The sequence below is a fragment of the Pararhizobium sp. O133 genome (assembly GCF_051669845.1).
Taxonomy (GTDB): domain Bacteria; phylum Pseudomonadota; class Alphaproteobacteria; order Rhizobiales; family Rhizobiaceae; genus Pararhizobium.
On the sequence record NZ_CP196426.1, the window covers coordinates 3,968,242 to 3,981,860 of the forward strand.

At 63.0% G+C, this 13,619-nt stretch carries 12 protein-coding genes; 4 read left to right on the forward strand and 8 right to left on the reverse strand.

Going from position 1 to position 13,619, the window contains the following annotated elements:
* Positions 1-186: 186 nt before the first annotated feature.
* Entirely contained in the window at positions 187-1,986 is a 1,800-nt protein-coding gene (gene mutL, locus ACST81_RS19210; RefSeq protein ID WP_438749905.1) for a DNA mismatch repair endonuclease MutL, read from the forward strand.
* 755 nt (positions 1,987-2,741) lie between these two features.
* Complete coding sequence (locus ACST81_RS19215; RefSeq protein WP_438749906.1) at positions 2,742-2,975, forward strand: DUF2093 domain-containing protein; 234 nt, start codon at positions 2,742-2,744, stop codon at positions 2,973-2,975.
* Between the two features lie 30 nt (positions 2,976-3,005).
* Here ACST81_RS19215 and lpxK read toward each other — a convergent pair whose 3' ends face one another.
* Positions 3,006-4,043, reverse strand: a complete 1,038-nt coding sequence (gene lpxK / locus ACST81_RS19220; RefSeq protein WP_438753688.1) for a tetraacyldisaccharide 4'-kinase — start codon at positions 4,041-4,043, stop codon at positions 3,006-3,008.
* 307 nt (positions 4,044-4,350) lie between these two features.
* Here lpxK and ACST81_RS19225 point away from each other — a divergent pair, with 307 nt between their 5' ends.
* A complete protein-coding gene (locus ACST81_RS19225; protein WP_438749908.1) occupies positions 4,351-5,448 on the forward strand; it encodes a flagellin in 1,098 nt (365 codons plus the stop codon).
* A 16-nt stretch (positions 5,449-5,464) separates the two neighbouring features.
* Here ACST81_RS19225 and ACST81_RS19230 read toward each other — a convergent pair whose 3' ends face one another.
* The 5 genes from ACST81_RS19230 to ACST81_RS19250 all read right to left on the reverse strand — a co-directional run bounded on the left by ACST81_RS19230 (position 5,465) and on the right by ACST81_RS19250 (position 10,145).
* A complete protein-coding gene (locus ACST81_RS19230; protein WP_438749910.1) occupies positions 5,465-6,172 on the reverse strand; it encodes an HAD family hydrolase in 708 nt (235 codons plus the stop codon).
* 27 nt (positions 6,173-6,199) lie between these two features.
* Complete coding sequence (waaA, locus tag ACST81_RS19235; protein WP_438749912.1) at positions 6,200-7,513, reverse strand: lipid IV(A) 3-deoxy-D-manno-octulosonic acid transferase; 1,314 nt, start codon at positions 7,511-7,513, stop codon at positions 6,200-6,202.
* A gap of 103 nt (positions 7,514-7,616) precedes the next feature.
* Positions 7,617-7,853: a DUF4170 domain-containing protein gene (locus ACST81_RS19240; protein WP_438749914.1), complete on the reverse strand. Its 237-nt coding sequence runs from the start codon at positions 7,851-7,853 to the stop codon at positions 7,617-7,619.
* A gap of 59 nt (positions 7,854-7,912) precedes the next feature.
* Positions 7,913-8,725: a 3'(2'),5'-bisphosphate nucleotidase CysQ gene (locus ACST81_RS19245; protein ID WP_438749915.1), complete on the reverse strand. Its 813-nt coding sequence runs from the start codon at positions 8,723-8,725 to the stop codon at positions 7,913-7,915.
* Between the two features lie 58 nt (positions 8,726-8,783).
* Positions 8,784-10,145, reverse strand: a complete 1,362-nt coding sequence (locus tag ACST81_RS19250) for a TldD/PmbA family protein (RefSeq protein WP_438749917.1) — start codon at positions 10,143-10,145, stop codon at positions 8,784-8,786.
* Positions 10,146-10,315: 170 nt separating this feature from the next.
* On the opposite strand from ACST81_RS19250, the gene ACST81_RS19255 reads away from it, so the two are divergent.
* Positions 10,316-12,163: a monovalent cation:proton antiporter-2 (CPA2) family protein gene (locus ACST81_RS19255; RefSeq protein ID WP_438749919.1), complete on the forward strand. Its 1,848-nt coding sequence runs from the start codon at positions 10,316-10,318 to the stop codon at positions 12,161-12,163.
* A gap of 6 nt (positions 12,164-12,169) precedes the next feature.
* Here the strand turns inward: ACST81_RS19255 and ACST81_RS19260 are convergent, their stop codons facing one another.
* On the reverse strand, positions 12,170-13,039 hold the full coding sequence (locus ACST81_RS19260; protein WP_438749920.1) for a patatin-like phospholipase family protein: 870 nt from the start codon (positions 13,037-13,039) through the stop codon (positions 12,170-12,172).
* Positions 13,040-13,058: 19 nt separating this feature from the next.
* Positions 13,059-13,619, reverse strand: coding sequence for a 16S rRNA (guanine(966)-N(2))-methyltransferase RsmD (gene rsmD, locus ACST81_RS19265; RefSeq protein WP_438749921.1), 561 nt, complete (start codon positions 13,617-13,619; stop codon positions 13,059-13,061).

Consider the following 13,619-nt stretch of genomic DNA (forward strand, 5'->3'; position numbering starts at 1 on the left):
TCAGCTGCGCCGCAGGCTCCAAATGACAAACCCGTGCTCATTCAGGTTCTTGGCGAAAGTCGCAGCTTTGTATTAAAGGCTGATTAAATTCGAATGACTTTGTCGCGCATGTGCCTGTTCGACACAGCCGGGGATAGATCGTTTGCACCGCTTTTCATATGCCCGCGAATCCCGGACAATAGGCCCATGCCAATCAAGCAGCTCTCCGAAACCCTCATCAACCAGATCGCCGCCGGCGAGGTCATCGAACGGCCGGCCAGTGCCGCCAAGGAACTGATCGAGAATGCGCTGGACGCCGGTGCGACCCGGATCGAGATCGCCACGGCGGGCGGCGGAAAGACGCTGCTGCGCGTGGTCGACAACGGTTCCGGCATGGGGCCTGATGATCTGGAACTCGCTGTTCGCCGCCACTGCACTTCGAAGCTCGATACCGATCTTCTCGATATCCGCACGCTCGGCTTTCGCGGCGAGGCCCTGCCCTCGATCGGCTCCGTTGCGCGGCTGACGATCACCAGCCGGCCGGCCGGCGCCAGCCATGGCGCCGAAATCGGCGTGTTCGGCGGCAAGCTGCAGCCGGTGAAGCCGGCGGCCGTCAATCAGGGCACGGTCGTCGAGGTCCGCGACCTGTTCTTCGCCACCCCTGCCCGGCTGAATTTCATGAAGACGGAACGGGCGGAGGCGTCTGCCATCTCCGACGTCGTGCGCCGCATGGCGATCGCCTTTCCAGGCGTCCGTTTCGTGTTGTCGGGCTCCGACCGGACGACGCTGGAATTTTCCTCGACCGGCGACGACCGGCTGGCGCGCATCGCCCAGGTGCTCGGCCGTGATTTCCGCGACAACGCCATCGAGATCGATGCCGAGCGCGAAGGTGCGCGGCTGACCGGTTTCGCCGGTGTGCCTACCTTCAATCGCGGCAACTCCCTGCAGCAATATGCCTTCGTCAACGGTCGTCCGGTGCAGGACAAGCTGATCTGGTCGGCGCTGCGCGCTGCCTATGCCGAAACCATTCCGCAGGGGCGCTATCCCGTCGCCGTCCTGTCGCTCACCGTCGATCCCGATGTCGTCGATGTCAACGTCCATCCCGCCAAGTCGGACGTTCGCTTTCGCGATCCCGGCCTGATCCGCGGCCTGATCATCGGCGCGATAAGACAGGCGCTGGCACAGGATGGCGACCGGGCATCGACCACCGGCGGCAGCGGGCTGATGCGCGCTTTCCGCCCGGAACAGCCCCGGCCGGCGACCCCATGGAGCGCTGCCTCGTCCCCTTACCGGCCAATGGATTTCGGCGCGCCGTCACCGGCCTTCAGGGAAGCGCCACAGGCCGCCTTCGCTACTATGGCCGCGCCCTCTGCCCGGGCGGCCATCTTCGAGACCGAAACCGTCTCCGCCCCGCAGCCGGAGAAATCGCACCCCTTGGGCGCGGCGCGGGCACAGCTGCATGAAAACTACATCGTCGCCCAGACCGAGGACGGCCTCGTCATCGTCGACCAGCACGCCGCCCATGAACGGCTGGTGTTCGAGGAACTGCGCAAGGGCCTAAATTCACGTCCGATCCCGGCGCAGGCTTTGCTCATTCCCGAGATCGTCGATCTGCCCGAGGACGATTGCGACCGGCTGATCAGCCACGCCGCCGAGTTTTCCCGTCTGGGGCTCGGCATCGAACGCTTCGGCCCCGGCGCCATCGCCATCCGCGAGACCCCGTCCATGCTCGGTGAAATCGACGCCGCCGGGCTGGTGCGGCAACTGGCCGACGAACTCGCAGAATGGGACACCGCCAATGGCCTCGCCAGCCGCCTCGACTATCTCGCCGCCACCATGGCCTGCCACTGCTCCGTCCGCTCCGGCCGGCGGCTGCGACCGGAGGAGATGAACGCGCTCCTGCGCCAGATGGAGGCAACGCCGGGTTCCGGCCAATGCAACCACGGCCGCCCGACCTATATCGAGCTGAAGCTTTCCGACATCGAGCGGTTGTTTGGGCGGAGTTAGGTTCGTTGTGTTGCCGGAGTTGCCCCCTCTCTTGCAATTTCTAACACTTAGCTGAAGCTAAGATGTTGAAATTGCTTTCTCCCCCGCCAAGGGGGAGATAGACAAACGCGCAGCCAATTTCTGGCCAAGCCGGGGATAAAAGGCGCTGGGAGATACCGCATCCTTACCTCTCCCCCAGTGGGAGAGGACACAAAATCAACATCTTAGCCAAAGGCTAAGTGTTAGATTTTGTTGGTGAGGGGATCTCCACCGCACGACAAAATCCCCGCCATAAAAATCCAGTCTACGATACCCCTCGTCCCGCCACGGATACACTGCCAGCCGTGGCAGCGAGGCGGGGCCGGCGCCGGGTTTGGGGAAAGGACGGACGTCCCCATAGCCGGGGTCCAAGCGAAATTTCCCCTCCGCAGGCTGTTGCTGCTGCGGGCGTGCGATGCACAGAGGGCCGATGAGGCCGTAGTGGAAAAAGTGCGTGGGCAAAAACCGCCGAACGGGGCGCTGGCAAGAGCCACTTTCCCACACCCAAACGAGGTTCTTTCGAGCGCCCCGGCCGAACTGCTCTTTGAAAACCACGGCGATTTTTCGCGCGTGGGTGAATCTATTGGACAGACCGGACGGCGAAGCTGTTGCGTGCAACGGGGTGATCGCGATAGATGATGTCCGAAGACGCAGCGCCTTGACGCCTCGATAGCATCGAAAACGATGCCGGCCAGGATGCGCTCGCAAAAGCGGATACGGAGATGCGGGGTCGAAGGATGATGAACAGATTTGAAGGCAGCAGCAATCGGGAAGCCAAGATCCGCTATCTCGACGGCGATTTCCAGATCGTGCTGCCGGGCTCCCATGTCACCTGCGTCGTGACCGGTGCCGCCATTCCCGTCGATGAACTGCGCTATTGGAGCGTTGCCCGGCAGGAACCCTATGCCGATGCGGAAGCGTCCTTCGAGGCCGACAAGCGCGCCGGAATCCTGCCGAACCAGAAGAACTGATATCCGCCGGCCGGCACCGGCCAGTTATCGTCAAGCCGTCGATTTGCGCAGATTGCGCAACCGCGCGGCCTTCACGGCGGCATCGATAATCTTGGCTGGCGAGGCCGGATCATCGAAACGGATTTCCACCTCGACCACCCTGCTCTCCTTCGACAGTTCCGCCGCGCGCCCATGGCCAGCCTCGAGCCGCACCATGTCCTTGGCCGTGGTCACGAGCCGATAGCCGTTGGCGGCGGCGTGGTCGATGAGATCGGCGACCTCGTCATCGGAGAAATGATGGTGATCGGGAAAGCTGCGGGTTTCCGCCAGCACCGCGCCCATGCCGCGCAGGGTGCGGTAGAATTTTTCCGGATCGGCGATACCGGCCCAGGCCATGACCGGCACATCCTTCAGGCTGCCATCATCCAGCGGTTCGACAGTCGCCTCGTAGATCTGCTTGCCGGCGCGGGCCGCCCGGCGGATCAGCGCATCGGCGCGGTCATCATTGCCGATCTTCAGCAGAGCCGAGGCATGACGGATCTGCTGGCGGACCGGCGCGCGCACGGGGCCGGATGGGATCAGGAAGCCGTTACCGATGCCGCGCCGGCTGTCGATCACCAGCAGCGAGAAATCGAAGGTCAGCCGGGCGCTCTGGAAGCCGTCATCCATGATGATGAGGTCGGCACCCTCGGAGACCAGCCGCCGGGCGCCCTCCACCCGTTTTCGGCAGATGACCGTCAGTGCCTCGCGCGCCAGCAGCAGCGGCTCGTCGCCGACATCGCGAGCGCGGTGATGCGCCGGGTCGACAACTGTCGTCACGTCGAGCGAGCCGCCATAACCGCGGCTGAGAAAACCCGGCTTCAGGCCCTTTTGCCGGGCAGCCCGCGCCAGCGCGATCGCCGTCGGCGTCTTGCCGGCGCCGCCGACGGTGAAATTGCCGACGCAGATGACGGGAACAGGAACAGAAACACGGCGGGCGTGATCCATGCGCGAGCCGGAAATGCGGCCGTAAACCCAGGAAAACGGCCAGAGGCCGTAAGCACGCCAATCCGCTTTCGTCCACCAGAACGGTGGTGCATCAGAAACCATCAGTCCTTCCAGGCCTCCCCGCGCCGTCAGCTCGGTATTGCTGCGCGCGGCAAAATTCTCGTCGTTGCGGAAACATTTTTTCAAACGGAAAAGCCGTCCCGATCCGCGACACAAAACGGCAGATTGTCGGGAATTGCAAGCCTTGCGCGTCGTCGCAAAAGTTATGAGCGTTCATCATGGGAGCCCTGAACAACCCTTGCGGTGGCGGAAGAGGGCTCGCCTATACCGAGTGTTAACCAGTCTGGGGCACTCTGGATTAACTACATTTGGTAACTTCCGTTTTCTTGTTTTTCGTAGCGGACCTTAAATGACGAATATCAGCTTCAACTCGGCGGCCACCGCCGCTTTGGCGATTCTGCGCCATAACGATTCTACCCATGCTAAACTTCAGGATGTCATGACCACGGGCATGCGCATCTCCGAAGCGGCTGACAACGCAGCCTATTGGTCGATCGCAACCGATATGCGCAACACGACCAAGGCGACCAGCACGGTCATCGACGCGCTGGAGCTGGGCGCCGCCCTGATCGACGTTTCCTACCAGGCCATGGAAGACCTGGTCGATATCACCTCCGAGATCAAGGCCAAGATCGTTGCGATGCGCGAGCCCGGCATCGATCGCTACAAGATGAGCGCCGAGGTCTATGAACTGGAAAAGCAGTTCCTCGCGACCACCCAATCCGCCTCCTTCAACGGTCGCAACCTGTTGGCCCCGGGCAAGCTGAATTTCACCGAGAAGACCTATGTCGATGGCAATGGCAAGACCCTGAAATATATCGAGATGACACCGCCGGACACCAATATCGTCTTCGGCGGCATCGTCGCGAGTTATACCAAGGGCCGGATTGGCATCATCAACATCTACGGCGACAGCAATCTCAACGTCTTCGGACCAGCCACCTACAAGAACGCCAACGGCACGCTGACCGCCGAGAATGGATTGGTCGATACACCGCAGGCGGACGGCATGACCAATGGCGTGCCGCATGACGATCCCGCCAAGACCACGGCCTGGCTGCCCGCCTTCAACGGCCGAACCCAAATTGGCTTTACCAACGGCGCCCAGACCGACGACATGTTCAGCGCTTCGCATCTCGGCGAAGTCCCCGACGATCTCATCGACTATGCGATCGATACGCTGCTCGAGCGCTATGAGGGAATCCACTCGACGCTGACCGACCGCGCCGCGACGCTCGGTTCGCTCGGCATGCGCATCGACATGCAGACGGACTACAACAAGACCCTGACGGACACGATCCAGAAGGGAGTGGGACGGTTGGTCGATGCCGATATGAGCGATGCTTCGACCAGGCTCAAGGCCATCCAGTCGCAGGTTCAGCTCGCCGTCCAGGCCCTGAACATTGCCAACAACTCACCGTCGCTGCTGATGCAGTTGTTCCAATAGGATCAGGCAAAGCGGCTTAGCTCAGCACCGTTTCCAGTTCGGTGATGTCGTTCAGGCAATGATCCGAGGCCGCCGCGAGCGATTGCGGCGAGCCGGTGCCGGTCAGCACAGCGACCGTCAGCCCGACGCCGGCATTACGGCCCATGTGAAGGTCGTGATTGTTGTCGCCGACCACGGCGACCTGGTTCGGCTGAAGGCCCGTCGCCTCGCAGAAGCCGATGACCATGCCGGGCTGCGGCTTGGTGCCGAAGCCGCTGTCATACCCCGCGACATAATGCAGATAACCGTCGAAGCCGAAGCGTTTGGCGGTTTCCCGGATCGAGCGCTCGTTGTCGCTGGAGGCAACACCAAGCCGGTAGCCCTTGGCGTGCAGTCCGGCAAAGAACGCTCCGAGATCGGTGACGGGCACGGCATAGGCGGCCGAATTTGCAAACAGCCCGTCGAGCTTTACCGTCAGGGCCTCGACCGTATAGGGCGCGCCGGCAGCGACCATGCCGGTGGCGATCTCCACCGTATTGCCGGCGGCAAGCAGGCTGTCTGGCGTCACGTAACCGGTATCCGGATCCATGCCGCCCGCGACCAGCAGGCGGCGCGCCAAGGCGTCGTCACCATTGGCGGCGATGCTCGCCACTTCATAGTTCACCGGCACCCAGCTTTTCGCATAATCGAGCAGCGTCCCGTCCTTGTCGAAGAGGATGCCGGTTATGGTCTTGTCGGTCATCATGGGCATCCCGATTGAAAAGAGTGGACGTCAGTTGTCGCCGCGCGGCTGCAGCCGCGCCTTCACCGTCAACGGATTGATGTAGGGTTCCAGCCCCCGGATCGTCGCCGACAGCGCACCGCGCATTTCATGCACGGTTTCAAGCCCGGCATCGATCATCTTGCGACGTACCTCGTCGTTGACGAGAAGATAGTTGACGCCCTTGGCCAACATCTCGACATCGCGGATGATCTTGGCGCTGCCGTTCTTGGCCAGCATCTGGTAGGTGTCGCGGAAATTCTGGACATTGCCGCCCGACAGGATGGCGCAGCCGAGCATGGCCGGCTCCAGCGGGTTCTGCCCGCCCTCGGCAAACAGCGAGCGGCCGACGAAGGCCACTTCCGTCATGCGCAGGTAGAGCCCCATCTCGCCGATCGTATCGCCGAGGAAAATGTCCGTCTCCGGCGTGATCGGATCGTTGCGGGTGCGCCGCGCGACCGTCAGGCCCTTGGCGTTCAGCATCGCCTCGATGGCGTCGCAGCGCTCGGGATGACGCGGCACGATGATGGTGAGCAGACCGGTGCGCTCCTTCAGCGCCCGGTGGACGATCCCGGCAGCATTTTCCTCGCCCTCGAAGGTCGAGATCGCCGCCCAGGTCTTGCGGTCGCGGATCTGCTGGCGATAGTGCCGCAGCGCCTGAGCGTCATGCGGCGGCGCGTCCGTATCCACCTTCAGGTTGCCGGACACCATGACCGGAAGGGCGCCGAGCGTGCGGAAACGGTCGGCATCGAGTTCAGACTGGGCGATGACCAGCGCCAGGTTTTCAAACAGCGCATCGGCCAGCCAAAGCCGTTTCTTCCAGCGCCCGAAGGTGCGGTCCGACAGGCGGCCGTTGACCAGGACCTGCGGGATATGGCGCTGCCCGAGTTCGACGATGGTCATCGGCCAGATTTCGGATTCGGCGATGATCGCAAGGTCCGGCTCCCAGTAATCGAGGAAGCGGGCGACGGCCGGCTTGAAGTCGAGGGGAACATACTGGTGGATGATGCTGGAGCCGAGCCGCTCGGAGGCAACGCTCGCCGATGTCTTCGTGCCGGTCGTCAGCACGACGGAGATGCCGCGGCGCGAGACTTCCTTGATCAGCGGAATGACGGCCGTCGTCTCGCCGACGCTTGCCGCATGGAACCAGACCAGCGGCCCCTGCGGCCGGGCGGCGCTGGCGTGGCCGTAGCGCTCCTGGCGTCGTGTGGAGTCTTCCTTGCCCTTGGCGGCGCGTGCCGCGAGGTAGGACCATACGAAGGGATAGATCGCCGAACCGATCCAGCGATAGCTGGACAGCGCCAGCCGGGCGAGCATGCGGCTCATGACAGAAAATCTCCGCTGGCGCGGCCGATGTTCGAAAGAACCGTCGCGCTTTCCACCGTGGCTTTTTCAAGCCTGGCGCCGACCTGTCCGGATCGCACCGGCATCAAGCCTGTTCCGGATCGAGCAGCCGGTGCATGTGTACGATGAAATAGCGCATATGCGCGTTGTCGACCGTCATCTGCGCCTTGGACTTCCAGGCCGTGAGCGCGCTGTCGTAATCCGGATAAATGCCGACGATATCGAGCTTTTCCAGATCGCGGAACTGTACACCGGTCAGCGTCGTCAATTCGCCGCCGAACACCAGATGCAGCCGCTGTTTCTTTTCCGAGTCCTGAGCCATCAGATTTTCCAATTTTCTTCACGTGTTTTCTTGTGGTTTGCGGCATCCCGCCGCAAAGGTCAATGGCCCTCCAGCCCTTGTGCAGCGGCAATCAATGCCGGCAAAGCGGGCGTTGCCGCAGCGCACAGGACCGTATGACGAACATTGGGGCGATTGTAGGAAAGCGGCTGACCGCCAAGGTTGAAAAGCGCCCCCCCTGCCCGCTCGAGGATGAGATCGGCGGCGGCCAGATCCCAGTCATGCGAGTTCTTCTTGACCACCGTCCCATCGATGCGGCCATCGGCGATCATCGCGATCCGATAGGCAAGCGACGGCACGTGCGGAATGCGCGTCACGCCCGTCCGGTAACCGGGGGCCAGTAGCTTCACAGCATCCTCGGCAAGCGCGATGCGGACATCGGCCCCGTTCCGGGTTGTCACGCTTATGGTCGCGCCGTTCTTGATCGCCTGCCCCGCCTGCGTCGCCTGGAACAGTTCATCCAGCGCCGGCGCAAACAGCACGCCGGCGACCGGACGCCCGAGATGGACGACGGCAACGCTGACGCACCAGACATCCTTGCCGGCAATGAAGGCGCGCGTTCCATCGATGGGATCGACCACGAAGACGGTGTCGCAGCCGAGCCGCGCGTCGTCGTCATCGGTCTCTTCCGACAGCCAGCCATAGTTCGGCCGAGCCGCCAAAAGCTTTTCCTTGAGGATGTCGTTGGAGGCATAATCCGCCTCGCTGACCGGGGAACGACCGCCGTTCTTCCACTGGACGTCCGGGTCCTTGCGGAAGTAGGACAGCGCCTTTTCGCCAGCGGCCTGCGCCGCCTCGGTGATCAATTCCAGATCACTGGTCCATTGCTCCGGCGACGGGCGGACGACATTCATCTCGGTCTTTCCATTTCCCGCGGCCCGGCCGGCCGCGTTGAAGTTTGTGGGCAGGCGCCTACTTGCCTGCCAGCGTCATGCCTTCGATCGCCAGCGTCGGCGCGGCAACGCCAAACTTGCGGTCGATATCGTCGGCCAGTGTGATCGCCATGAACATCTGCTTGAGGTTCGACGCAATCGTGACCTCAGAGACCGGGAAGGTCAACTCGCCATTCTCGATCCAGAAGCCGGATGCGCCGCGACTGTATTCGCCGGTCAGCATGTTGACGCCCTGGCCGATCAGTTCCGTGACGTAGAAACCGGTTCCGACATTACGGATGAGATCCTCGCGCGAGACATTGCCGGGTTCCAGCGCGAAATTCGTCGGCGCCGGTGTGACGGCCGGACCGCCGCGCACGCCGCGTCCATTGGTTTCCAGCCCGAGTTCGCGACCGGTGGACGTCGACAGGAACCAGTGCTGGAGCACGCCGTCCTCGATCATCGACAGCTTCTGCCCGGTCACGCCTTCACCGTCAAAGGGCCTAGAGGAGGAACCGCGAACGATCGACGGATCATCGGTGACGCTGATGCCGGCCTTCATGATCTGCTTGCCCATCATATCGCGCAGGAACGTCGTCTTGCGGGCAACCGACGCGCCATTGATCGCACCGGCGATATGGCCGGCAAAGCCGCGCGCGATGCGCGGATCGAATATGACGGTGAGGTTCTTCTGGGTCGGCACCTGGCGCGGATTGAGCCGCGCCACCGCCCGTTCGCCGGCAGTGCGACCAATTTCAGCGGAGGATTTCAGATCGGCGAAATAGAGGCGGCTATCGAAATCGTAATCGCGCTCCATCCGCGTACCCTCACCCGCGATCGCGCTGACGGAGCGGCCAAAGCGGGTTCCCATATAGGCGCCGGAAAATCCGTGCGAGGTGACGAGAACGAGACCGCCCATGCCGGCGGAGGCACCGGCGCCGCTGGAATTGGTGACACCGGAGACGGCAAGGGCTGCTTCTTCGGCTTCAAGGGCTGCTGCGGTCAGGGCTTCGGTCGAAACGTCCGTTGTATCGTGGAGTTCAAGATCAGGGTAGGACTGCGCCAGCCGACTTGCGTCCGCGAGGCTGGCATAGGGATCTTCCGGCGAGGCCTTGGCCATGGCGACGGCGCGTTCGGCGAGCACCTTGAGATCGAAGCCGGGATTGGCCGAAACGCTCGCAACCCGGCGGCCGACGAAGACGCGCAGCGAAAAATCGTCGCTTTCCGATGCTTCCGTTCCCTCGACCTTGCCGAGCCGTACCGAAACGGAGCGGGAGCGTCCACGGACGACGACGGCATCCGCCTGGTCGGCGCCGGCCTTCAGAGCGAGATCGAGAAGTTCGGTGGCCCTTGCCTGCAGAACGTCGGTCTGGAGAACGCCGGAATCGGGAGTATCGGACATGATTTAGCCTTTCATTCCCGCTCCATTTATTGTGCAGTGGCACGGGCATCAAGGGCATATCCTGATTCTTCGCCGGCGCCCCGGTTGAAATACCGGATTCCAGGCATCTCCCTGTCCGAATGACGCAATATCCGCGGAAAACATCCGTGGCTCCAAGAAAGAACAGATGCATGTCGACGACAACGGCCCTCGATTCACAGACCTTGCTGCTGCTCGCCGGCGCCGTCGTGGCAGCCCCGATCTTCAAGAAGCTGGGGCTCGGCACCGTGCTCGGCTACCTCGCCGCCGGCGTCCTCATTGGTCCTATCCTGCATCAGATCAGCGATGGCGAGCAGATCCTCGGTTTTGCCGAACGGGGCGTCGTCTTCCTGCTGTTCGTCATCGGGCTTGAACTCAAACCATCCCGCCTCTGGCAGATGCGGCGCGACATCCTGGGCCTCGGCACCGCACAGGTGCTGCTGACCGGCGCCGCCCTATCCGCCATCGTCTTTGCGACCGGATTGCTCGATTGGGCCGGCAGCGTCATGAGCGGCTTTGGCCTCGCCCTGTCCTCGACAGCATTTGCCCTGCAGATCCTCGACGAGAAGGGCGACACCAATTCACGTTATGGCCAGCGCGCTTTCTCGCTGCTCTTGCTGCAGGATCTGGCGATCGTGCCGCTTTTGGCACTGATCCCCCTTTTGGCGCTGCAGGCTCCGGAAGACACCAGCCCGCCGCTGGAGGATTTCGGCATTGCGGTCGGCGCCATTCTCATCATGGTCATTGCCGGCCGCTACCTGATCAATCCGCTGTTCCAGATCATCGCCCGCACCGGCGCCCGCGAAGTCATGATCGCGGCGGCGCTGCTGGTCGTGCTCGGAGCGGCGACGCTGATGCAGCTTGCCGGTCTCTCGATGGCCATGGGGGCCTTCCTCGCAGGCGTGCTGCTTGCCGAATCTTCCTATCGCCATGAACTGGAAGCCGATATCGAGCCGTTTCGCGGCCTGCTCCTCGCCTTGTTCTTCATGGCTGTCGGATTGTCGCTGAAGATCGATGTCATCCTCGACAATTACCAAATCATCCTCATCGCAGTGCCGGCGCTGATGCTGGTCAAGGCGACGATCATCTATGCACTTTGCCGGATGACCGGCTCGCCGCACAATGACGCGGTGCGTATCGGCCTGCTCCTGCCGCAGGGCGGCGAATTCGGCTTCGTGCTTTTCACCGCCGCCGCCGCAGCAGGCGTGTTCTCCGGCGACTGGGCCTCGCTGCTGATCGTCATCGTCACGCTGTCGATGGCGCTGACGCCGCCGGCCTCGGCTCTGGCGAACCTTTTGATGCGGGAACAGGACGACGTGACCGAGGAACTCGAGGAGGATTTCGACGGTGCCGGCGCCGACGTGCTGATGATCGGCTTTTCCCGTTTCGGCCAGATCGCCTCGCAGATTCTGCTGGCCGGCGGACGAGAGGTGACGATCATCGATCATTCGGCCGCTCGCGTGCGCCAGGCCGCCACCTTCGGATTCCGCATCTATTTCGGTGACGGCACACGGCTCGATGTGCTCAGGGCAGCCGGCATCGAGCGTGCCAAGATCGTCGCCGTCTGCACCCAGAAGATGGAGATCACCGACAAGATCGTTGACATGGTGCAGGCGGAATATCCGAACGCCCGCATCTATGCCCGCGCCTATGACCGCCAGCACACCCTCTCGCTCCGGGCGCGCGGCGTCGACTACGAGTTGCGCGAGACATTCGAATCAGGCCTTCTGTTCGGCCGCAAGACGCTGGAGGGACTGGGGATCGGCGACAACGAGGCCCTAGCGATCACCGACGACATCCGCCGGCGCGACGAGGCACGCCTCGTCATCCAGGAAGCCGAAGGCATCAGCGCCGGGCGTGACATGCTGCACTACCAGCCGGTCAAGCCCGAACCGCTGGTCAAGCCGAAGCGCGAACAGGCACCTGCGCTTGCGGCCGATGACGACATGCTGCCGGCCGGCCCCAAGCCGACGAACGATGCGATGGCGGGCGCGGATTGAGGACGGTCAGGCCTTGCCTGCGGCCTTGAAGGCCGCATCCAGCGCTACCTTTAGCTGATCCTTGACACCCGCCGTCGCCGCCAGCACGTCCTGCGCTTTCAGGAAATCCATCACGCGGAAACGGTTGACCTCCGGGCGCAGCAGGATATGCGGCGGGTGCGCCTTCAGCTTCATGGCGATGATCGACTGCATCATCAATTGGCTGGCGCCAAACAAGCTGTCGATCCGGCTCGGCATGGTTTCGCCATCACCATCCGGCCCGCCGACGACGTCGATGCCGATGATGATATCGGCCAGTCCGGTAAGGTGATCGAACGGCACGGGGTTGTAGATGCCGCCGTCGATCATCACCCGACCGTCGATGCGCACCGGCATGAACACGGCCGGCAATGCGGCGGAAGCGGCCAGCGCCTGGAACAGGTCGCCGCTTGAACAGACACGCTCGGCCTGGCCGTAGTAATCCGTCGTCATGACATTGAGCGGGATTTGAAGGTCGGCGAAATCCTTCGGGATCTTATCGGGCAGGAAGGCCGGCAGGATCCGCTCGATATTGAACTGGCCGAAGCGGAAACCGCCGGTCACCGCCTGGGTCAGGCTTGCCGGGCGCAGGCTCCACAGCCGGTTGAAGATTTCCGCGCGCCGCCCAACGGTCGCCAGCGTGTGGCTGCGAATATCCGCGCCGGTGAGCCCCGATGCCATGCCGGCACCCATGATCGCCCCGATCGACGAGCCGGCGATCGCGACCGGTCGAATGCCGAGTTCATCCAGCGCTTCGATGACATGGATATGCGCCAGGCCGCGCGCGCCACCACCACCGAAGGCGATTGCGACGGTCGGATCATTCGATGATGTCGATGGTACGAGGCCTGAAGTCATGTTCGGCGTCGCTCCCGTGTCACTGTGCTCGGTAACGATAGAAATGCATCTTCGTGTCGCCGAACAGGCGATCTTCGATGAAGGTGAAGCCGTCCTGCAGAACCGGCACGACATCCGCCCGCTCTTCGAGGATGGCAAGGGCGCCATCGACCAGCCAGTCGCCTTTCGCCGCTGAAGCCAGCGCCTTTTCACCCAGGCCCTTGCCATAGGGCGGGTCGGCGAAGAGGAAATGGAACGGATCGACCGTACCGGCCGGACCGAGATCGGTGGCATCGCGGCGGAAGACGCGCGCCCGGCCGGTCAGGCCGAACGCTTCGATGTTGGTGCGCAGCAGTCCCCTGCCCTCGGCGCCCATTTCAACGAACAAGGCCTGGCGGCAACCGCGCGACAGGGCTTCGAGCCCGACCGCGCCGGTTCCAGCGAAGAGGTCGAGCATACGCGCGCCATCCAGCGCCTCCGGATAGGCGTGGCTCAGGATATTGAACAGGCTTTCACGCGTCCGATCCGTGGTCGGCCGGATGTCGCTGGACCTGGGCGTCTCCAGAGCGCGCCCGCGAAACTCGCCGCCGACGATCCGCAC